Source organism: Bacillus sp. MN7755, from assembly GCF_054771475.1.
In genome coordinates this window covers 210,988-231,562 of the sequence record NZ_BTRL01000013.1, presented here as the reverse complement: position 1 = coordinate 231,562, position 20,575 = coordinate 210,988, and the positions used below count along the sequence as shown (strand labels likewise).

Annotated in this window: 21 protein-coding genes and 1 pseudogene; 1 reads left to right on the top strand and 21 read right to left on the bottom strand. The window is 35.5% G+C overall.

Annotation, left to right across the window (positions count from 1 at the left end):
- Positions 1–21: 21 nt before the first annotated feature.
- The 4 genes from ACYVEC_RS16095 to ACYVEC_RS16080 are packed head-to-tail and all read right to left on the bottom strand — an operon-like array spanning position 22 to position 2,217.
- Positions 22–258 carry a DUF3850 domain-containing protein gene (locus tag ACYVEC_RS16095; protein ID WP_431113469.1) on the bottom strand — a complete coding sequence of 79 codons (237 nt, stop codon included), beginning with the start codon at positions 256–258 and terminating at the stop codon, positions 22–24.
- Positions 259–288: 30 nt separating this feature from the next.
- On the bottom strand, positions 289–810 hold the full coding sequence (locus tag ACYVEC_RS16090) for an ATP-binding protein (RefSeq protein ID WP_431113468.1): 522 nt from the start codon (positions 808–810) through the stop codon (positions 289–291).
- Positions 810–1,196: an ASCH domain-containing protein gene (locus ACYVEC_RS16085; RefSeq protein ID WP_097850605.1), complete on the bottom strand. Its 387-nt coding sequence runs from the start codon at positions 1,194–1,196 to the stop codon at positions 810–812. The genes ACYVEC_RS16090 and ACYVEC_RS16085 overlap by 1 nt, the downstream gene beginning before the upstream one ends.
- Positions 1,174–2,217 (bottom strand): hypothetical protein, encoded by a 1,044-nt coding sequence (locus ACYVEC_RS16080; RefSeq protein ID WP_431113467.1) that lies wholly within the window; start codon positions 2,215–2,217, stop codon positions 1,174–1,176. Before ACYVEC_RS16080 ends, ACYVEC_RS16085 begins: the two co-directional genes overlap by 23 nt.
- Before the next feature lie 714 nt (positions 2,218–2,931).
- On the opposite strand from ACYVEC_RS16080, the gene ACYVEC_RS16075 reads away from it, so the two are divergent.
- Positions 2,932–3,357, top strand: a complete 426-nt coding sequence (locus tag ACYVEC_RS16075; RefSeq protein ID WP_431113466.1) for a hypothetical protein — start codon at positions 2,932–2,934, stop codon at positions 3,355–3,357.
- A 257-nt stretch (positions 3,358–3,614) separates the two neighbouring features.
- On the opposite strand, the gene ACYVEC_RS16070 is transcribed toward ACYVEC_RS16075, so the two are convergent.
- From ACYVEC_RS16070 to ACYVEC_RS15990, 17 genes and pseudogenes are all read right to left on the bottom strand, one after another.
- A complete protein-coding gene (locus tag ACYVEC_RS16070) occupies positions 3,615–4,679 on the bottom strand; it encodes an N-acetylmuramoyl-L-alanine amidase (RefSeq protein WP_431113465.1) in 1,065 nt (354 codons plus the stop codon).
- Positions 4,676–4,915 (bottom strand): holin, encoded by a 240-nt coding sequence (locus tag ACYVEC_RS16065; RefSeq protein WP_431113464.1) that lies wholly within the window; start codon positions 4,913–4,915, stop codon positions 4,676–4,678. The genes ACYVEC_RS16070 and ACYVEC_RS16065 overlap by 4 nt, the downstream gene beginning before the upstream one ends.
- The gene (locus ACYVEC_RS16060; RefSeq protein WP_431113463.1) at positions 4,915–5,151 is read right to left on the bottom strand and encodes a hemolysin XhlA family protein; all 237 of its coding nucleotides are present in this window, start codon (positions 5,149–5,151) and stop codon (positions 4,915–4,917) included. Before ACYVEC_RS16060 ends, ACYVEC_RS16065 begins: the two co-directional genes overlap by 1 nt.
- Before the next feature lie 38 nt (positions 5,152–5,189).
- On the bottom strand, positions 5,190–9,122 hold the full coding sequence (locus ACYVEC_RS16055; RefSeq protein ID WP_431113462.1) for a phage tail spike protein: 3,933 nt from the start codon (positions 9,120–9,122) through the stop codon (positions 5,190–5,192).
- Positions 9,119–10,618 (bottom strand): distal tail protein Dit, encoded by a 1,500-nt coding sequence (locus ACYVEC_RS16050; RefSeq protein WP_431113461.1) that lies wholly within the window; start codon positions 10,616–10,618, stop codon positions 9,119–9,121. Before ACYVEC_RS16050 ends, ACYVEC_RS16055 begins: the two co-directional genes overlap by 4 nt.
- Before the next feature lie 5 nt (positions 10,619–10,623).
- Entirely contained in the window at positions 10,624–13,242 is a 2,619-nt protein-coding gene (locus ACYVEC_RS16045; protein WP_460507247.1) for a phage tail tape measure protein, read from the bottom strand.
- A 211-nt stretch (positions 13,243–13,453) separates the two neighbouring features.
- Positions 13,454–14,734: pseudogene (locus tag ACYVEC_RS16040) on the bottom strand (phage tail tape measure protein); the annotation flags it as partial.
- A gap of 15 nt (positions 14,735–14,749) precedes the next feature.
- Positions 14,750–14,926, bottom strand: coding sequence for a hypothetical protein (locus tag ACYVEC_RS16035; protein ID WP_000344045.1), 177 nt, complete (start codon positions 14,924–14,926; stop codon positions 14,750–14,752).
- 29 nt (positions 14,927–14,955) lie between these two features.
- Positions 14,956–15,270 carry a phage tail assembly chaperone G gene (gene gpG, locus ACYVEC_RS16030; RefSeq protein ID WP_431113459.1) on the bottom strand — a complete coding sequence of 105 codons (315 nt, stop codon included), beginning with the start codon at positions 15,268–15,270 and terminating at the stop codon, positions 14,956–14,958.
- A gap of 48 nt (positions 15,271–15,318) precedes the next feature.
- Positions 15,319–15,927: a major tail protein gene (locus ACYVEC_RS16025; RefSeq protein ID WP_431113458.1), complete on the bottom strand. Its 609-nt coding sequence runs from the start codon at positions 15,925–15,927 to the stop codon at positions 15,319–15,321.
- The gene (gp17, locus tag ACYVEC_RS16020; RefSeq protein ID WP_460507242.1) at positions 15,928–16,287 is read right to left on the bottom strand and encodes a tail completion protein gp17; all 360 of its coding nucleotides are present in this window, start codon (positions 16,285–16,287) and stop codon (positions 15,928–15,930) included.
- Positions 16,284–16,718: an HK97-gp10 family putative phage morphogenesis protein gene (locus ACYVEC_RS16015; RefSeq protein WP_431113456.1), complete on the bottom strand. Its 435-nt coding sequence runs from the start codon at positions 16,716–16,718 to the stop codon at positions 16,284–16,286. The genes gp17 and ACYVEC_RS16015 overlap by 4 nt, the downstream gene beginning before the upstream one ends.
- Complete coding sequence (locus ACYVEC_RS16010) at positions 16,711–17,034, bottom strand: phage head closure protein (RefSeq protein ID WP_431113455.1); 324 nt, start codon at positions 17,032–17,034, stop codon at positions 16,711–16,713. Before ACYVEC_RS16010 ends, ACYVEC_RS16015 begins: the two co-directional genes overlap by 8 nt.
- Positions 17,031–17,309: a head-tail connector protein gene (locus tag ACYVEC_RS16005; protein WP_000244596.1), complete on the bottom strand. Its 279-nt coding sequence runs from the start codon at positions 17,307–17,309 to the stop codon at positions 17,031–17,033. Before ACYVEC_RS16005 ends, ACYVEC_RS16010 begins: the two co-directional genes overlap by 4 nt.
- Positions 17,310–17,329: 20 nt before the next feature.
- Complete coding sequence (locus ACYVEC_RS16000; protein ID WP_460507237.1) at positions 17,330–18,502, bottom strand: phage major capsid protein; 1,173 nt, start codon at positions 18,500–18,502, stop codon at positions 17,330–17,332.
- A gap of 37 nt (positions 18,503–18,539) precedes the next feature.
- Positions 18,540–19,250 (bottom strand): head maturation protease, ClpP-related, encoded by a 711-nt coding sequence (locus tag ACYVEC_RS15995; protein WP_080468745.1) that lies wholly within the window; start codon positions 19,248–19,250, stop codon positions 18,540–18,542.
- Positions 19,237–20,490, bottom strand: a complete 1,254-nt coding sequence (locus tag ACYVEC_RS15990) for a phage portal protein (RefSeq protein WP_431113453.1) — start codon at positions 20,488–20,490, stop codon at positions 19,237–19,239. Before ACYVEC_RS15990 ends, ACYVEC_RS15995 begins: the two co-directional genes overlap by 14 nt.
- Positions 20,491–20,575: the final 85 nt, after the last annotated feature.

Sequence of the window (20,575 nt, the reverse complement as noted above, 5' to 3'; positions counted from 1 at the left end):
TAAGATTATGAAATAAAAATACTATACTATTTTAAAACTAAAAACTACATAACCCTCTTTTTGTTCGTAATCTGTAATATACAAAATTTCTATCGCTATGCTTCTTCCTGTATATTCTTTTCGCTCATTATCCCATTCATTTAAATTAATTGTATCACCTACATGAAAATCCCTATCATTTTTGCGGATTTCAAAGGTCTTGATACGCTTCAATACAGGTTCAAAAAAAACGGGATTTATTTTTAAATTATGTAGCATAGTATACCTTCACTCCTAACCAAAATACTACTAGCTTTTAATAAATCTAATTAGCTCTGAGTATGGTTCAATTTCATCATACATAAATAACTCGATATCATTCTCTTGCGAATATTTAATAGCCTGACACATTTCAAATTCTTGAAAATCCGCTAACAGTTCTATCGAATATTTTATACGATCTCTTTTGAATAATCTTTCTTTTATTACTTGAGGATTATTTTTCATGAAAATAATCTTACTCATATTAGTACCCTTAAAAGTTGCAAAATCTAAAGGCTTTATTTCATTTTTCGAGTTTAATAAACAAAAATGTCCATCTAACACCAATTTTGAATCAGTTAATTCTAAATTGTTTAATTCACTCTTCCACATTTCTTGATTCCTCGAAATATTACCAGTACTCTTTTGAGATATTTCAATATCATTACCAGCTTTTCTAATTAAATCACTAACAGAAAATGCTTCAAGATTCATGTCATTTTGCAACTTTTTTACTAAAGTTGACTTTCCAACACCATGTATGCCAGATAAAAAAATATATTCTACCATCATATGCCTCCATTGGTATAACAAAATGATTGAGGTGCACCTTTTAAAGTACTATCGAATTCGATTAAATCTAAAGGCTTTTCATATTTTTTAAATTCTTTAATCTGTATTGCAAATCCCTTTTGCTTCCCCTCAAAATAATGATTAAAAAATCTTCTAGTTATCCCCGAATATTCTTTTGTCTGTTTCCATATGTTTTTGGGATTATCCATAATTATATCTTCTATTTCAAACTCCCCTACCACTTTCCCATATGGTTTAGTTGCATAAACTACTACAGAAGAAACATCTTTTCTTTTAAAGATATTTTTTCTGTATTCAAATCTTTTATTTCCCGAAATAATTTCTTCTACAAACTCCGGTTTAATCGATAATAAAACTTTCACATACCTCACCTAATTCTAAAATCTTTTCAAATTGTGAATTTGTTAAGGGCATAAAACCTGCGTACTTCCCGTCACTTATCACATTTTTTTCAATTAATTCTTTCCTAATAATACGTTTTGGCAATGCAATATTATACAACATTTTAATAATATGAGGATACTTTTTTAACTCCCAAAATCCTTTTAACTCTAGAGGGGTAAAAATTGTTCCTTTACCGCAAAATTTAATGAATTCGTCAATGTTATTAAATTCACTAATATGTTTTCTTTCTATTACAGTACATATAGATGTTGCAACAGAACTATATTTAGCGGACTGACCCCATTCAGCTGTTCGATAAATTACTAACATATCTCCAGATTGAATACTTTCTATCCCCAGCATAGCTGTTAAATAAACTTTTTCAACTGTATTTGTAAAAGATAAATCTTCTATTTTATGATTTCTTTCCGTGTCTAGTTTTGAAAACGGAAATAATCTTGTATGGTATTTAGGATAGATACCAAGTACAAATTTATTGTTGTCCTCTAATTGAATACATGGAAAGTCTCTAAAAATATCATTTTTTTTCTCCAATGTTTTTACATATACCAATTCACCGTTATTTTTTCTCCCCCAAAAAACAAAACCAAACTTTTCAAATATCTCCACTAACTTTACTTGCTTTTCAAAAAGAGTTACATAGCATTCAGAATATTTTTCTTCTAGCATTCTCTTCAAAATAATACCAATAAAACGTTCTCCCAGAACTGTTCCATGTGGCTTGATTTTAAAGGTTCCAATCTTAAGACGTCTTTTTTTCACAAAATTCGGAGTGATAGTATCATCAGACTCATCTTCTTCCTTAAGATACAAAAATCCCTGAACTCCATTTTCTCTTAAAACATAAGCTTTTTCACCTTGATATGCTTTCTTCTCGAACCATCTTTCGAAACCCTCATAATCCTCTATCAGACTTTCGAAAAAGCGATCATTTACATCTAATTGTGAAATTTCAATTTGTTCAATTACATCATTCATTAACTTTCTTCCTCCTATGTTATCATTTCTAGCACTAATATTCAAACGTACGTTCTTACCTAGAGTGTATTTATTGATACCACTTAATTATAGCAAAAAAAGGAATTTTTTATAAAAAAATCTTTTCATTAAACGAATTGCCCTTAAATGATTTATCCAATTAAATTAACAAAAATCTAGAATAATACATTTTTAATTAGACTCAAATTATTAAATATAATATGTAATAAAATTACTTCTTTTTTAAAAATCTATATAATTATATTTTATAATTCTTGTTAAATCTATAAACTTTCCTATCTTTTAATACGCATACAAAATTAGATATCTATTTCCTTGCAACTTGTTACTCCTCAATCTAATAATGGTGGAAAAGATGTTATTCTTCGCAAAGAAAGAGAAACTAAATTTATGGAAGTGAAAAGACATAAAAATGGTGTTTTTTTATTGCAAATTTACACTCTAAAAAGAAAGTTTATCTAATTAAATAATGATAAAACATAGGAATCAAGAGATCATCATGAAAAAGGAAATCTGAGTCATCTCAAATTTCCTTTTTCATGACTTCTACTATTTTTAGTGTGTTTCATATATCTCCTTGATTTAAATTTAGAATATTCCGACCAAAAATGAGAAATATATTATAATGTTACCATTTTATGTAATTTAGTTTATATTTGAATTGTATTAAATAAAACAAAGGGAGATGAAATTATGAAGAAGAAAAAACTATTTCCAATATTACTTTCTTTAGGTTTAGCCTTAGGGATGAGTGGGGTTACTACACTATCATTTCCTACAGGTGCGAGCGCAGAGGTAAAAGACCATGCTAAAGGAGAAATAGATATCTCCGGCAGTGCAAAGACTATAAATGTAAAAGTTTCTCCAGGATATGGTCACCTTAAAATACAACTTATAAATAGAGGGAAATCTGACGTAAAAGTAAATCTTAAACACAAGAAAACCAAAGAGTATTACATAGAGGATGAAGTAATTAAGCCAGGTCAGACTTTTAATTGGATAAGCAATGATTATTATCCGGACGGAGTGGGAGCTGGTGATTATAATTTATCACTTAGTAGCGGTGAAAAACCATTAAAAGTTTACTACGCCTATAAAGCAGCTGATGATAAATGGTAATAAGAGGACGGATTTACCGTCTTCTTTTTTATATAATAACAAATTAGAAGGAACATGGTAGTATAAATAATGTTTTTAATCTTGAGAAAAAATGTTCCGAAAGCGTGTTCAAATCACATTCTCCATCTTCCACAACCTCATAATAATAACTTAATATTTTCAATTATTCTTCATGAGAATAGTTGAAAATAAAAAATGCATCCCAATCGTTATTTTGGTTTAACAATTGGGATAAATCTCAATTAAAGATAGCCCTTCTACCTCACATACACATAGGCTTCATTTGCAGTAACATAATATGTTTTACCCTTACTATTGTGTACTTTATATTGTGTAGATCCATTAACGCTTACTTTCGCATCAATTGTAAATCCTAATCCTGCATCTACAGAACCCGCAACATCTTTATCCTGCCAAGATGGAGCATCATAGAATCGTAGATTATTAACTTTAGAAACAACGCGCTTACCTACAATTGAAGAATCCACAGTGCTTTTCTTACTAAACTTTACATAAGATGGGTCATTTTTAACCCATTGCTCACCGCCAAGGTTTAACCACCCATCTTTTTCAGCCCATACAACATAAGCTTCTGGTTTGTTTAACTGACGAATTTTAGAATAGCTTGTACCTGGTCCTTTACGTAAATTAACGTTATAGCCTTCAATATAAGCAATTCCGTCTGTTACTGCTGTCGGTACTTCTGCTGGTTTAGATGGCTTTTCAGGTACAGAAACATCCACACTAGAATTATTGTATGCTCGTTGTACGTCTGCTCTAAATTGCGCTTCTAAAACTCCATGACTACGTAAATAATCAAGTGGATCTTCATGATCTGTACCGCCAAGATATTTTGTAACATCGTAGTGAGTCCATAATCCTTTTTCTACTGATAACCCACGGTCACGTAAGATTTTAGCTAATAACTTAACGTATTTATCATAGCTGCGTTTGAATTTCTCATAATCTCTTGTTTCGCATAATTCCACATGAACAAATCGTTTATTTGCTCCTAGTCCTGCACCATAAGCAATGTATTTCGTATCGGCAATTTGGATTGTTTCATTCCAATCAACTGCATAATGTACGAATGCTGAACGCCATGTACGAGACTCATATTTTTGAATATTAATAGCTGGTGCTTCTGGTGTTGCTGTAGAATGTGCTACAACGCCCTCATAAGCACCTACACCATTTCGGTATGGTTGTTTCGGTAAATTAGGAATAATAAGTGTTCTATCCGCAAAAGCACTTGTTGCAACGGATAAAGCTAAAATAACAGCAAAGAGTACAGAAGAAATATGTTTTAATGTTTTTTTCATTTTATATCAGCATCCTTTTTCATTATTTTTGTGTGGTCAAATAATCCACTTGCTGATAGACCAATGATGATTCCTTGAAATACATTTGTTTTGATATCTCCATCCAAAAATAAAACGCCTAGCACAATGCCAAGCGTTAAATTCAATAACGGAATATATTTTGTTTGTAATCCAACTGTTTTTACGATTTGTGAAAGACCAACTACAATTCCAATCATTACAGCTAAACTCACCATTACATCCCACCTCCTTTCATTAAGAAAGTGAGAATACCCCCAACAATTCCACCAACTACAAGTCGTAAAATCCAGGTAGTATTGGCGCTGATTTTATCTAACTGTTTGTTGATATTAATAATGTCCTTTTCATTACCTGTTGTTCGTATTTCTAAGCTTTTCACTTCTAATCTTATTTCTTTAATTTCTTGCTTGATTTCTTGAACATCACTTCTTACTTCTTGTAATCCTTCCACTTTAACCCCCCCTTTTTAGACAATAAAAAAAGACCAGCTTATGGCTGCTCTGGTTTCTTATCAATTAATTGTTGTAATAACTCTTCTAATTGGGCTATCCGATTTTCTTGACTAGCTACTTGTGATTTTAGATTTGCTATTTCTACCTCCTGTTCCTGTACTGTTGCATCAACTTCCTGTAAAGCTTTCATTGCAATGGATGCATATGAATACAAGTGAATCCCTTTCCCACTTTCATCCACAAACATTTCATCACATTCATCTACGATTAAACCGTAGTATGTTTTAATATCTTCTGTTGTCAATAGTGGATCATTGGGACTTTTTTCCTCTCTCATCCGGTATAGTTCGTTTACAGCATTCTTATAATTAAATTGTCTAATTTTAAGACTTCTAATTTTTTCTAAGGCCGAAAAAGAAATATCACGGATATTAGATTTATATTCCCGTAGTGAAGGAGTCATAAAATTCCCTTGAACAGCGCCCCAGCCATTTTGAGTAACAGATGATTTCAGTTGGATAACTCCTGTATATCCTGCTACACGGCTATTACGTAAAGTTACATTAGGTAATCTTAAATCAGAATCTGTACTATTATCTTCAACGACTAACGAAGTTTGATACAACCCCGCTTTTCCTCTTCTGAAATACCAACTTCCATTTCCAGCATAAAAAACATGGTAATCATTAGCGTTTAGAACACTTAGTCCATTTCTTTGCAACTCCCAATACACAGATTTTTGAATTTCATTATTTTCTATGCCATCGCTAATACCAATGCTCGCATAAGCCCCAGGCCATCCTGCACCTGCTTGAGACATAAATAACGTGCCTGCAGGAGCGTTAGTCTTTTCATCTGAACCTAAGATAAAAGTCGGTTGCACTGCACCATCTGCTCTTCTGTAATGCCCCAGAAACGCCCTAGCCACCCCTTTTTCATAGAGACGTATAAATTGGTCATCTAAGCTTACGTAGTTATCCGTATTTGATGTTCGAACTTGGCAACCAGTTAACAATCCAGCTTTAATCCACTCAGCATTAACTTTACCAACTAAATCTATTCGTGCAGCATTTAACTTAATGTTTTCTTTACTCATGTTAAAGGCTGCAATGACATCATTTTCTTTTACAGATATGCTAACACCCTTTTCAGTTAATTGGAGACGGGCTTCCATATCTCTTACATAAGAACCTGTAGCAAATTGTCCATCTGCTTGCGTCTTCGTATATACTTCTGTCTTTTTTGCTGCGGCATTGATACCCTGTTCATTAATAGTGAAACGGTTGTCAATCATAGTCATCTTCTGGTTAAATTGTTCAGTTGCAAGCTTGTTAGCTAATTCATCTAATAAATCTTGTTTATTTTGATTAACTGTTTGTTTCAACTCAGGAATCTTAAACCCAGCAACATAATCCTCTACTTGTTTAAGCTCAACTTTTGCATTGATTGCTGTTGCCTGTTGTTCGATTTTTGTATTTGCTTCAGTAAGTTTCTTGCCTTGATCTGATACTACATTGTTTAAATTACTAACTGTGGAGGACAATCCGCTTGCTGTTTGCTCTACATTGCTCATACGTTTTTCATATCCAACTTGGCTATTTTGAACATTTGTTACAGTGGTTTTTACACCCTCCACACTTCTTTCAATATCAGTTGTTTTCTTTGTAAATTCATCTGTTGTTACCTGATCTTCAGGTGCTGGTGTCCATGCAGTCGGTACTGTACCAATTTCTAATTTAGGCTTTTCAATTAACACGTCTCCCGTGAAATCACGCGCTAAAGCATAAACTGAAATCTCTTTAATAGGCTTATCCATTACTACAGCACTCGCTGTAAACCTTTCCTGTTTATACTGTTTACCTAGTGTTAGACGATTTTCTACACGGCAACTTGTATACTGAAATGTATTGTCTGTGAAAGTAATCTTCACTTCGAAACCAGCCCATTTATTCGTTGTACCCCATGCAGTAACTTTACCTGTAAATAGAAAGCTCATAGCAAGATTCTTACCCTGCATTAGAGTAACTGCATCCTTCGCTACACCAAAATAGGTATGTGGCTTATTCTCTCCATTCTTCACTGAGTGCGATTTAGTAGCCGTTTCTAATAATAGATTTCGGATACCAATTTCCATACTATCAACTTTCGTTTCTACACTTGTTAACTTCTCACTGATTTTCCCAGCTTCTTCTTTAATTTCAGTTGTTGTTTTCTTAAGCTCGCTTGTTGTTTGCTGCACATCAGAAATAGTCTTCTTTGTACCTTCCACAGTGGACTCAACCGTATTTAATTTAATACTAATTTCAGTATCTTTTTTCGTTAACGATTCAATAGAAGTTTTAAATCCACTAGAATCTTGTTCAAACTTAGTTACTTTCTTATCAATTTCACCTTGTTTATTTTCGATATTAGAAATTGTACGATTTACACCTTGTAAACCTTCCTGTACTTCGTTAAATTGTCCTGTAGCTTGATTCTGTGCTTCTTGAACCTTTTGATTTAGCTCTGTTTTTGTAGACTCAATATCTTTATTAACCTGATCTAATGTTTCTTTTTTTACAGATTCAACATCGGGAACAACCGATTCCCACGCTGTACCTGTCCATATTTTTAAAATACCGGGCTTTCCATTACTAATATCACGCCAAAGCGTTTTAAAAGGTTTAAGACCTGTTGTTGGTGGATTCTTGGATTCTATAATTTCAACGGTATTATTTTTAATATTCTCTTGTACTTTTTCAGCTAGTGCTTTTGCTGCTTCTGACTCCTTCTTTGCATTACTAGCGGTTTCATTAACTTCGTTCACTAGTTTATCTAGCTGATCTATCATTTCTTGTTTATTACCAAGCGAACTAAGAATACGATTGTAAATTTTTCTTAATTCCTCATTTTGATTAACTATCTCACGATAATCACCGAATTCATATTTATCCTGTGTCGGGTCTGTAAAAGATTCATCTCCAGCTATTACTCGCGCTTCAAGATATAATTCTGGTGTAAACCCTGTATCTTTAATTTTGATCGTGTCGCCTTCGTTAATTAATTCGTGTTCTAGGCCGAAAATACGACCAATCGATTGCGCTTCCACTTCATAAGAGATTGAGGAATTGACACGCTTTTTCAATTCTATTTCCATAAGCGTCAGTAAACGTTTTGGAGTCATGTCTAGTTCTTCTGTTTCTGGTGTATAAAAACCGAATTTATGTTGTCCATGTTCATTCCATCTTTGAAACGCATCTGCATCTACGATGTAGGGTAGACCTTTATTAATGCTTTCGATAGTGATTACTTTGTCACCTTCACCTTTTACAAAGCCAACTAAAGCAGTGCAAATATTACGTGTATGTTCAATACGCGTAATACCGACTAAATCTTTTCCTAGTTCTATTTCTTTGCCTGTATCATGCCCACGTTTTTGAATCATATCTACATACCAACCAATGATTCTTGAACCTTTAATCTCAACACGATATCGAATTTCCAATTTAAATAAAGATGCAATCTTCTTTAAAAAAGTGAGTGGGTCAATATATTCATCGATGGTCATTGTATGAAATCCAGCATATTCAGTAATTCCACGTTGCCACTTCATACCTAAAAGCGCTAAATCAATAAACTCATTAACCGTCTTACTCTCTATCCGCTGTGGTTTTATAATCCCTGATTTAGCAATTTGAATCCAAGCTCCTGAAGCGTATGTCGTAATAGATCGTTTATCAGAATTTTTTTCAGTCTCTGTAATAACATATGGTACGATTCTTCCATCACGAACTTCTTTTAAAACAAGATTCTGTTGTTGTAACATAACTGCATGGTCTGTTCCATCAAAAGCGGTAAAATCCAACATGTCAACATTATTTTTTAGTTCCCAATGTCGTTTGTCGTCCCAATAGTCCTCTGGCTGGATAGCTGCGACGATTTGATCCGTTTTAAAATCCACAACATGCAAAATCCCGCTTGGTGTTCTCATCTATATCTCTCCCTATAACTGATTGTTGCATTTACATCAGGTGGCATTATATCGATACGATTTTCACCACGTATTACGATAGGAAAATTACTAAAGATTTCTTTTATATTGATTGCATTCTCCCCGTTGATCGTGACAAGACTTTTCTCAGTATCGATAACAATTTTATCTCCAGTATCAAAGATATATGGTTGTGCATTAGATGGAACTTTGTTTACCTTCCAAATCTTTAAATCATCAATTTGTATTTCGTTAATAGGCTGGTGATTATCCCACTTGCAAATCGCAATCATAACTTGTGCAATTTTACGTTCTGTCATCGGATTTCCTGTTTCATCAATCCAACGTTCTACAAGCGAAGCGCCATCTTTTTCTGTACCATCTATAAACTTAGCCACATATACAGACCACACCTTACCCCGCCTAGCGATACGCAAACGCCCTCGGAATTGGTTAAATGTAGTCGAATAATATCCACTTGTATCAACTAATTTTCGAAAACTATTGGGTGTTCCGCTATTTCCAATTTTCATATGCGCCCTTGTAATTTCAGCAGTTGCATATAGATCATTCATATTGATGCGGGATACCACATTACTCGACTCATCTAAAAGAAGAACTTCAACACGTCCCATTTCACCTATGTTTTTGGACTTTAAAGTCACCCATGCCTCCATTTCAAAGTCTTGTAATGGGCCGCCCGGAATGTTTTTCTTGGCTATAGCACCGTAGAATCCTGTCTCTTTTCCGTAATCTTCACAATATAGTGCATGACCACCTCTTGATTTAAAACTACCTGTCCCTTTCATCTCCTCAAATTGTCCAGTAACAGGTGTCCATCCTATAGGAATAGCCATTTCATCCCACATGACTCTTTCTCGTTCTTGTACTGTGGTTTCTTCCACAGTCAGAGGGTAGCCTATTCTAAAATAATCACGATTATGCGGATACTCTCCAAACCATACATCTAAAAAGGTACTTGGTTTTTTTACAGTCATTTCAATTAACGCTGGAGCTTCTACACTTCCTTTATTAGTAAAATAAGAAGTTGTTTCTGTAGACCACTCTTGAGTAAACTTGTGAGTATTTGTTTTCCCTAATTTATACGGCATTGGACAAACAAAAGTAATGATGCCCTTTCCTCTATTGACTATTTCATCTAAGTCTACAACCCCATCGATTAATGCTATATACGTCCTGTCTAATTCATCATCAAAAACAAGCTCAGCGGGTTGTTCTGTATATAACCAATCTGCTAAATCCTCTTTTACCTTTTGTAAATCCGCCATATCTTTTTTCGCTTTAATAACAAGAGGAACGTCAATACGACGTTCCTCCGTTTCTGTATTAAGTAAAAGAGCCCCTGCGCGATGAGGGACTCTTACTAATCTTCTTTTTACTGGAGCCCATGAAGGACGTTTTCTTCCAACTAGCATTTGAATATAATCTTTTCTAATATTATTAAAAGTAAAACTGAGTTTCCCCAACGTGCTCATCCCCTTTAAAATTCCGCTCTTCTTTTTTGTTCACGATCTTGAAGTTTTGTAGTGTAAGTGTAACTTCCATTTGCAAGCTCTTTTCCATCTAAAACATTTGTCATGTTTAAAGTTAATTTCAATTCTTGTTCTCTACTCGATCTATCTGGGAATATAGTTTTTGCCATAGATGGATTGTTATAAGATAATTGCGGTTGCGTATATCCATTGAAATCGCCAAATGTATTACGTGGGATACTATATTGATTCGTTTGGAATCCAAAATCAAACACAGATGGCATATTCCCCATTTGTTTCTTAACAGTTCCGACTACATTTTTTGCTGCATTAACAACAAATCGTTTCCCTTTATCCATACCAACTCCAACACCTTCTGGAACCGCACTACCAATTGGAATCATAACTTTAGATGGACTATTAATTTCTAGCGCCCCAGAAATAGTCTTTTTAATATCATTTGCAATTCCAGCTGCCTTACTAAACAAACCTCCTGAAGCATCATCTATTCCTTTTCCAAGACCTTCTATAATTGATTTACCGATGGAACGTAGATTTATAGTGCTGAAAAATTTTTCAACTGTGTTCCACTTGTCTTCAATATCGTTCTTGATCTCCCGCATTTTATCAGTAACAGCTCTTTTCTGCTCTTCAAATTTCCTTGAAACTGTATTTTTTATTTCCTCTACCTTATTGCTTGCAGAGGTTTTCATATCTTCATATTTGTTGGTAACATCTGACCACATTTCTTTCATTTTTCGGACAACATCATCTTTCATAACTTGATATTTCGATTTTACTTGGCCAGTTTCCCAATCTACCTGATTTGCATGTTCACCAGCTTGCGCTTTTGCTTCACTCACAATTTCTTTATGCTTATCTCGAGCTGTAGAAACTGTACTATCATACTGACGTTTTGCCTCTGCAATGATTGCGTTCGCTTCATCAGCAGTGATTGTTTTATTTTCATCACGTTGGCGAATCGCCTCTGCAATTTTTTCATCACGGGTCTTTTTCGCATCTTCAATTACTTTATCTCTTGCTTTGGCGCTATTCTCTACAACTTCCGCTGCCTGTCTAGCTGAAATTTCACTAGCCTGCACACGCATATTTTCAAGAATAACCTTTTGCTCCATTTGATTTTTAGACATATGCTCAACTGCAACTCTGTCCATTTCATCCTGTAATGCTTGTAACGAGATCCGCTCGGATGTTGTTAATTCTCTATTTTCCCTAGCGGCTGTTTGTAGAATTTCTTTAATTTTATTTTCTTTTTCTTGTGTTTTTAGCTTTTCTTGTTCATAGTGCTGATTTAACTGTTCGATTCGTTTATTCTCTTCTTCAGCGGTTAATACATACGAATCAGCAAAGAACTTTTTAAGTCCTTCAATTTCTTTTTGCTGTCTTGCGTTGGTTTTTTCAATGATTGTATTAGCTAGTTTGTCATACTGACCAATTAACTTCTGCGACTGTTCTTCTGTTATTACTTCATGATTCAATCTAATTTCAGTTAACTTTTGTCTAATACCATCGGACAGCTTGAAATACTCACCAAGAACCTTCTTTGTTGAAGAGCTTACTTTCCCTTCTGTATTTGTAGCAAAGCGATCTACTGAAGCGATACTGTCTTCTGTTGCTTTTTGATATGCTTTATATGCAACAACTCCAGTCCCGATAAGAGCGGCTGCTACCAATCCAACTGGACCTGTTAAAACGGCAAGCGCACTTCCTAAGAATCCAACTGCCCCAGCCGCAATTCCAGCAATCCCACCGACTGATGCTAATGCAATAGATAAATAACCAATTCCTGAGGCAATCATTCCAAACGCTGCTAAAACAACACCTATCGCTGTAGCCACAGCTGTTAAAGCAAGAACGATACCGCCTGTAATTGCAATTGCCTTTTGTACAGGACCAGGTAATGCATTGAATCCATCTACAAGTTTTTGTAGACCAGCAACAAAAACACGAACTACAGGAGCTAGTGCATCACCAATTGTTTTTTTCATTGTAGAAAACGCTGAATCTAGTAATGTAAGACGTCCCTTTAACGTATCAATCTTTGTGGCTGCAACATCAGCTGCCGTAACTTTAGACATGGAATCCCACATCTCATTAACACCCTTTGCTCCTTCTTTAAAGAGAATAGTCGCACCACGTACGGCATCCGAACCAAATAATGTTTCTAAAGCCATGCTTCGTTGCTGGTCTGTCAAATCTTTCATTGATTCATGAAGTGTCCCTGAAATATTTTCTAGACTTTGAATATGCCCTTGTTGATCGTAAAATTTTGATGATAAGAAAGCTGAACTTGTTGCTAATTCTCGGAATGTGGTGTCGCATTTATCATTCCATTTCGTTACTCCTTCAGTTTTCATTACATATTGTTCTAAAGCTACTTCTATATCCCCTACATTTCTAGAAGCTGGTTGAATACCGTTTTTAACTAAGAAATCAAAACCAGCCTGCGCATTATAAGTAATAAGTCCTAAATCTCTCATTTTGTTATATGCTTCTTTTGTTGAAGGATTTAACCTCATTAACATTGTTTTTAAAGATGTACCTGCATCTGAACCTTTTACATTCGTTATATATGAGCTCTTTATCTCATACTCTCCAATTTTCATTGGAGTATCGGACTATATCATCATCCTCGTCTTTATCGTTAGGATGGGACGCGCTCGTGGAGGTTTCGACGGTTCTCGTTTACTTCCTCTAGTCTCTACACCTTCTGAATATTCCTATCCAGCTTGGCTCGGTATTGGCATAGCTTCACCTTAGCTTCCACCGAATTCACGTCCTTTACGCTGCAAATTTCTCCACAACGGGGCTACAAGTTAACCCATTTTGTGCAAATACCGCTAAAGTTGTAGCTGTATCCTTAAACGTCATTCCGGCTCCCGCTGCTACTGCTGATGAAGCTGAAAGTCCATATTTTAACTCTCTTACATCAGTTGCGGAAGCATTGGCTGCACCAGATAAAATATTGGCTGCATCCGCAACTGAAAGATGGTCTGCTTTAAATGCATTCAGAGCTGTGGAAGCAATTTCGGCTGCTTCACCTAACTCTAATTCCCCTGCCGTCGCTAAGTTAAGGGCACCTGCCAATCCGCCGTTAATAATATCTTGTAAGCTAACACCAGCCTTTATTAATTCCTCGATACCTTGACCTGCTTGAACACTGGAGTATTTTGTTGTTTCCCCCATATTAACAGCCAATTCACTTAACTTTTTCATTTCTGCTCCAGTAGATCCAGAAACAGCTTTTACATTGGCCATCTGTTGCTCAAAATTCATCGATTCAGTGATTGCTGATTTTAAGCCCCGACCTATTGCGTAAGTCATACCACCAAATACCATACCAATTTGCATACCAGCATTTTGCAAATGATTACCTAATGTCTCCATGCGATTACCAAAGTTCAATAGACGATTGCCTTGCTGTTCTAATTCACGATTTGACTGCTGTAATCCAGTTTCAAATCGATTCAGTTCAGCTGTTGCCCGATGAATTTGTTCAGCGTATCTTTGTGCTGATTGACTCGCTTCGCCTTCTTCTGTTTTAGCACGATTATAGGCTTGTTGAAGTTCCCTAATCTTCTCTTTTTGTTTATCTACCATACGGGATAAAACATCTACTTTAGCTCGTGTTTGTTCTGTCGCATTAGAAAAACCGCCCATGCCTGTTGTAATAGACTGAAATTCAGCCTGTAGAGATTTTAAAGAGTTGTTTAACTTATCCATCCCTTTTTGTTCAGCTTGACGGTTTACTTGCTTTAATTCATTTTCAAATCTATTTAAATCAGCAACTCCTTTATTAACTTGTGAAGCGTATCGCTGGGTTGCTGCATCATTTTCACCTAATTTAGCCTTATTTTGATCATAGGCTTGTCGTAATGCTTTAACTTTCTCTTTTTGCGCATCGATGAGCCTACTGAGTGTATTCATTTTCGCTTGCGTTTGTTGACTAGCGTTAGCAAAACCACCCATACCTGTACTTACAGATTTTAATTCGTTCTGTAATGTTCTGACTGCACGTCCTGAATTCGCGATACCTTGTCGGAAGTTTACATTATCAAGTGAAAGCCTAACGACCAAATTATTCATTTCATTTGCCATAGTCTCACCCCCTCATTAAATAATGTTTTCTGCCGGAACTTCTATTTCATTAGAGCTTGCATTTTCCCTATTTGAATCACCTTGTTCACGATTCTTTTGATTTAGCTTTAAATAATGCCAAATATCCATTTCATTATCGATATGATGATGTTTATACCCTTGACGTAATAAAGAGAGGTAGAGCTCGTCCATAAACTCACTGAACGTTAGCCCTCCTCCCTCTACGCGTTTGGGTTTTCTTCTCCAGATCCAGTACTACCCCCAGCCGCTTCCACAGTTTCATTTATAATTGCGTTAATTACATCTGAAGTTGTCGATAAGAATTTACGAGCATCCACACCATCCCAATATTGATCTAATGTAAATTGGCCGTCGTACACTTTCACAACGAATCGAACCATTTTATCCATATCTTCTGGACCAGGATTATTTGGAATTTCAGCCAGCTCAGGTGCTTGACGGATTAAACGAGCTGGAATGAACTCCGGCAAATTAAAAGTTTTCTTTTCCTTATTGATTCGTAAAGTTAATTTCATAATTTATTCCTCCTTATTTAATAAAAAAGAGAGAGCTTTTGCTCCCTCTTACTTTCCTGCAGGTGGTTGTTCCACAGGCTTCTCATACACCTTTTTAAACCAATTATCTCCCACAGCTTTTGTAAATGTAGGTTCATCGGCATCTGCTGTAAATTTGGGTCTATCATCAAAATCACGCTCAATAAATGAACCTTTCAGTTTCGTTGTTTGGAAGTTTGGTTTATCCTTCTTAGTTTCACCTTCTTCTTCCTCTTGTGAAAGCTTCCCTTTTAATAACCAAACATATCGATATTTTCCATTAGCCTTTAAGAATCGCCATCCGATTGCTAAATATGGCTTTTCACCCTCACGTTTTTCGTCTAATACACCATCCTTAACTTCTGGATAGCCTTCAATATCTGCTTTTGTTGATAGCGAGATACTACGAAGTTCAATTTCTACCTCTACTTCTCCATCAGACTCAGCAATTTCCGATTTCTTATTATCACTCCACATAATTTCGGAAGCTACCTTTTTAGAAGTTTTAATCTTTACTGCGCCTTCCATTTCCTTTACTGTGTCGTAGTTGACACCTGTTGCATCATCTTTCAATAATTTTGCATAAACAAGACTATCTACACCGACAGTCGAACTAATTTTTATAATTTCACCAGCCATTTATAACTCCACTCCTTTCGCGAATCGCATCGCGTAATGAAAAATTTGTGTATCATCTTCATATAAATCAGCAACCTTATAACGTAAAAAACCAATACCTTTCATAATTTCATTCACTTTTTGATGGATTGCTGTTGTACTACCCTTTGACCAAATATCGATTTGGAATGTGATTTCACTTTCACTTTCTTCATTATCTGCAAATCCATCTGGTCTATTGTCTAATTCAAAAAATGTAATCCGTGGAAACTCTTCAGCATTTTTGGCTTTACGATAATAAATACGTTTTCCACCTAATAAAGAAACAAGCTCCTGATTTTTTTCAAGAGCTTGTACAATTTTGGGGCGTAAGTTTATCATAAATTCAACCTCATTTCATTCTTCAGTATGTCTGTCATAGCACGAATTGCTGCTTGTTTTGAAGAATTAAATCCTGGTTCTATAAATGGCTGAGCTGGCATTCTAGAAGTTCCCCATTCTAAGAATTTCCCATAAAAATATGGAGAACGATCTGCTTTATCTATCCCAATCTTGATAGTTTTTATGCCGCCTTCCATTTTTGCTTTTGTAACACGAATATTATCAGCCAAATGTTGTCCTGTACGCCAAGGTTCGCTTTTTGTTGCTTTTTTAGGGCTATCACTTCTTGGTGCTATTTCAGAAATAGCTTTTCGAATAGGCTCACCACCTGCTGCAAGGGCTTTATCTTCAATCTTTTCCCCACGTAGACCCATTTGTTCTAATTCGGAAATCAAACGATCAAACCCTAATAAATCCACACCATCAGCCATTCATTCCACCACGCTTCCACATGATTGATAATGTATGTTTTTCAGTTGGAACAGCTGAAATAATGTCATAAATTACGTTCTTGTACTTAATCTTCATATCAGCGTTCACATCAGCACGATATCGAATTTCTGTTTCGCCTTGGATTTCGCTATTAGCTACCGCTGCTTCAAAGTATTTTCGTCCCTTTAAGAAAGTAAAAGAGCCCCATACAGTAAAAGAATCCTTATAACCTTCTATTGGATCACCGTCTGGGCCCCTTGCATCATCGCCTTTTATTTGGAATGTAAGACGTTTATCTAATTTACCTGGATTCATGTGGAATCACCTACACAATATTGCAATTGGACTAATATTGACTGCAAACTAAATGCTAGTTGTTCAGCTTTTCCAACCGCTTCCCGATTTTCATGCCAATGAGCAATTAAAATACGAGCTGCTAATTTAGCAAGCTCGCTTTTTAAATTTACATTTTTACTTGTGGCATTCTTAATATACATTTCAGCTGCTATTACGAAAGATGTAATGAGATCGTCCTCCTCATCACCATCCACACGAAGATACTTTTTCGCTTCCTCTAATGTTAGTACCAAGAAGGACACCTCCTACTTTATTAAGCTCCTGTTTTAGGTGCAACCGTAATTTGTCCATACACAACTGCTTCTGTATCCCATGATGTAACGTCCTCACGCTCAATCGCTCGGAATTCAGAAGTATTTGTTCTCCAAGCATTTCCACCTTCTGTAGTCATGTCGATAGATAATTGTTTTCTATCCCAAAGAATAATGGCTTCTTTTAAATTACCAACAATGAAAGGCGCTTTCCCATCTTTATCTGTAGCAATTGTCTTATTTGATAAAGTAATAACCGGTTTTCCTGACAATAAACTACGTGTTGGATTTGTTGGGTCTGGTTGAAGAAGCGGACGACCATTTTTATCTTCTAATTGATCCAAGTAATTGAATCCATCTTGGTTAGTGAAAATATTAGCTCCGGTTGCAAAAGCTGGGTCCAATGTAACATTTAATGCTGTTTTAATGCCTTTGTAATCCACAAAATCTACCTTGGTCAATTTGTTAAGTTCTTGCAAAATTAGGTAGTTACGAGTAGCGATAGATTTTTTAGCAATCCATTGACGTAAATATTCTTCTAAAGCTTGATCTGTATCATCTAATAAATCATTTGGCACCGGTAAGAAGCCTGCGTAATCTTCAATAGCATAAGATAAACGATCAAATTCAGGAGAAGCAATTTCTTGCATCGCATTCGGTTTCCCATATTCAGATAACGGCGCAAATGGTGTTGATGCTGCGCGTTTTTCTAACGTACGAGCACCTTTATTTGTTGTGACAGGTTGTACATTTACATATTGCTCTAGGTTATCTACCGTTTGTTTTAGCTGATTAATAGTTGTCGTAATATCTTCTGGAACAATATAACCGCCATCTTTACCTGTATTCTCAGATAAGGCCGCTTTGTATTCCTGCATAACGCTTGCTTCTTCATGGTTTAAATTTTGACCGCGAATAGCTTTCATAAATACTTCTTTATAGGACTTATCTTCATTTTGAACTGATGCTGGAGGTAATACTCCTGCTTGTGAATTTACAGGGTCAGGAACTTGAATTTGCTTCATCGCTCGATAGTTATCCAGTTCATTTTTTGCATTTCTTGCTTCTTCAATTTTTGCCTTTGCATCTTCATATTTGCCGCTATTGTTGAACTCTTCTGCCTTTGCTTTTAAATCAGCAACTTTTTGACGTAACTCTTGTTCATGTTTATCCATTCGGTATTTCCTCCTTGTATTGGCACAAAAAATAGACCTATAGTTCTAACAGGTCTAGTGCATTTTGTATTTTTAATTGTTCATTCAGATCATTCTTTGGAATAGAAGGTGCTTTTGCTACAATCTTATTTGGTGTTTTTTGATATTTATCAAAGTAATCACTACTACAAGCTGCGACTTCTTTTGCCTCCACAACTTCTATATTGAAGTATTTTTCAGCTTCTTCACCACTTAACCAAGTCTCAGCATCTACTAATTGCTGAATTTCTTCAATTTCAATACCTTCTTTTAAGTTCTCTTTGTATACATTCATGATTCCTGATTCGATATTATCAAGGTCCTCTGCTGCTTTTCGGAAATCAATTGCATTTCCAGCTGCATATGTCCAAGGCTTATGAATCATTAAGAATGCATTAGAAGGAACAACAACACGATCACCAGCTAGGGCGATTACAGAAGCAATAGAAGCTGCAACACCATCCACATAAACAGTTTTTTGTGCTTTATTGCGCTTTAACATGTTATAAATGGCTAAACCAGCAAATACAGAACCACCACCACTATTTACATAGATATTAAGGTTACTTTTATCATCCAATTGCCCTAAGATATTTTTTACATCATCAGGCATAATGTCAGAATCATCCCATTTCCAACCTGTATTATTTATGATGTCACCATAAATAAATAAGTCTGCTGATGATTCCGTTTGATTTTTAATAGTAAATACGTCTTTAATCGTCCTCACCTCCCTTCTGTAGTGCCCCTCCATTTGCTTTCGCTAATTGATATTCATCCGCAATTTCAATAGATACATGATTTAAATCAACACGATGTTTATCACCGTATTCCCCAATCCCATCCATATCCTCTAGTTCTAGCACTTTATTGATTGAGAAAGCACCAGCATCTAACATAATTTTGTAGAATTCTGCTCTTGATTTAGAATCAGCACGTAATAAACTTGTTAGATTAAACTTTAAGTAATATCGTTTTTGCTCATTAAATGAAAATGCTTTATAAGAAAACTCTTCCTCATATTGAATAAGAATTGGACTCAATGTATTTTGAATAAAATCCAGCGCTTGTTGCTCAATATTGGAGAAAGTAGCACGATCTAACTCATTAATCATGTGCAAAGGAATATTAAAGATGTTCGCAATCTCACCTTTATCAAATTTCATACCTTCAATAAATTGAGCATCTTTCAAAGGCATTCCAACCTTTTCAAATTCTAAACCAGCATCTAAAATTGCAATCCTTTGAGCATTATTTAATCCTGTATTTGCCTCTTCCCATGCATCACGAAGTACATCTTTCGCCTCTTTGCCAAGTGCTTGTTGCGTTTTTAATATCCCACTATGCGCTGCACCGTTTGTAAAGAACTTACCTTTAAACTTTTGTGCCGCCTGTGAGCTACCTATTGATTCTCTTGCAATTTGGATAGGTGGTTTCCCCTTTAAACCATCAGTAGACAATGTAGTAAGATGAATAATGTCATCATCAGGTATTTTTACAGGTGTACCGTCTGGCAAACTAGTAAAGTACCATAATTTATTTGTCTTCAGGTCCACATTGGGGGTTGTAACAGCCGGATTCAATACCCACAATTCTTTTGGTCTTCCATCCACACCCCAATGAATATTTATATAAGCATTTCCCCATGTATTGCGATGTGTTTCGATTAGATGTTTAAATTTAAATGGGCTTTGGTAAGGATTGGGGCGTCTTTCCAAAACAACCGACACTTGATGCGCCTTATCCCGTTCTCTTCCCTTCGCTGTCTTTTTAAACGTTTGAAAAGGAAGCATCGCAACACTATTTGCAAGGATGTTAATACATCGATAAACCGTCGGAACACCTAAAGATGACTCTACTGTTACCTTTTCACCGCTTGCGGCTTGATAGCCAAATAAACTTTTAAACCAGGGAGAAGGATTTTTTAAATCTGTCGTATCCTGATTTCTAAATAACTGCCGAAAAATCAAAGGTTTCACCTCCTTTCTAACTTCTTATCATTACCACCCCCAACATTGTGAGAATAATTCCTAACAGATACCATCCATAAATCGG

Coding starts and splice junctions, on each gene's coding strand:
- ACYVEC_RS16095 (WP_431113469.1), bottom strand. CDS start 258: ATGCTACATAATTTAAAAATAAATCCCGTTTTTTTTGAACCTGTATTG.
- ACYVEC_RS16090 (WP_431113468.1), bottom strand. CDS start 810: ATGGTAGAATATATTTTTTTATCTGGCATACATGGTGTTGGAAAGTCA.
- ACYVEC_RS16080 (WP_431113467.1), bottom strand. CDS start 2,217: ATGAATGATGTAATTGAACAAATTGAAATTTCACAATTAGATGTAAAT.
- ACYVEC_RS16075 (WP_431113466.1), top strand. CDS start 2,932: ATGAAGAAGAAAAAACTATTTCCAATATTACTTTCTTTAGGTTTAGCC.
- ACYVEC_RS16070 (WP_431113465.1), bottom strand. CDS start 4,679: ATGAAAAAAACATTAAAACATATTTCTTCTGTACTCTTTGCTGTTATT.
- ACYVEC_RS16065 (WP_431113464.1), bottom strand. CDS start 4,915: ATGGTGAGTTTAGCTGTAATGATTGGAATTGTAGTTGGTCTTTCACAA.
- ACYVEC_RS16055 (WP_431113462.1), bottom strand. CDS start 9,122: ATGAGAACACCAAGCGGGATTTTGCATGTTGTGGATTTTAAAACGGAT.
- ACYVEC_RS16050 (WP_431113461.1), bottom strand. CDS start 10,618: ATGAGCACGTTGGGGAAACTCAGTTTTACTTTTAATAATATTAGAAAA.
- ACYVEC_RS16045 (WP_460507247.1), bottom strand. CDS start 13,242: ATGAAAATTGGAGAGTATGAGATAAAGAGCTCATATATAACGAATGTA.
- ACYVEC_RS16035 (WP_000344045.1), bottom strand. CDS start 14,926: ATGGACGAGCTCTACCTCTCTTTATTACGTCAAGGGTATAAACATCAT.
- gpG (WP_431113459.1), bottom strand. CDS start 15,270: ATGAAATTAACTTTACGAATCAATAAGGAAAAGAAAACTTTTAATTTG.
- ACYVEC_RS16025 (WP_431113458.1), bottom strand. CDS start 15,927: ATGGCTGGTGAAATTATAAAAATTAGTTCGACTGTCGGTGTAGATAGT.
- gp17 (WP_460507242.1), bottom strand. CDS start 16,287: ATGATAAACTTACGCCCCAAAATTGTACAAGCTCTTGAAAAAAATCAG.
- ACYVEC_RS16015 (WP_431113456.1), bottom strand. CDS start 16,718: ATGGCTGATGGTGTGGATTTATTAGGGTTTGATCGTTTGATTTCCGAA.
- ACYVEC_RS16010 (WP_431113455.1), bottom strand. CDS start 17,034: ATGAATCCAGGTAAATTAGATAAACGTCTTACATTCCAAATAAAAGGC.
- ACYVEC_RS16000 (WP_460507237.1), bottom strand. CDS start 18,502: ATGGATAAACATGAACAAGAGTTACGTCAAAAAGTTGCTGATTTAAAA.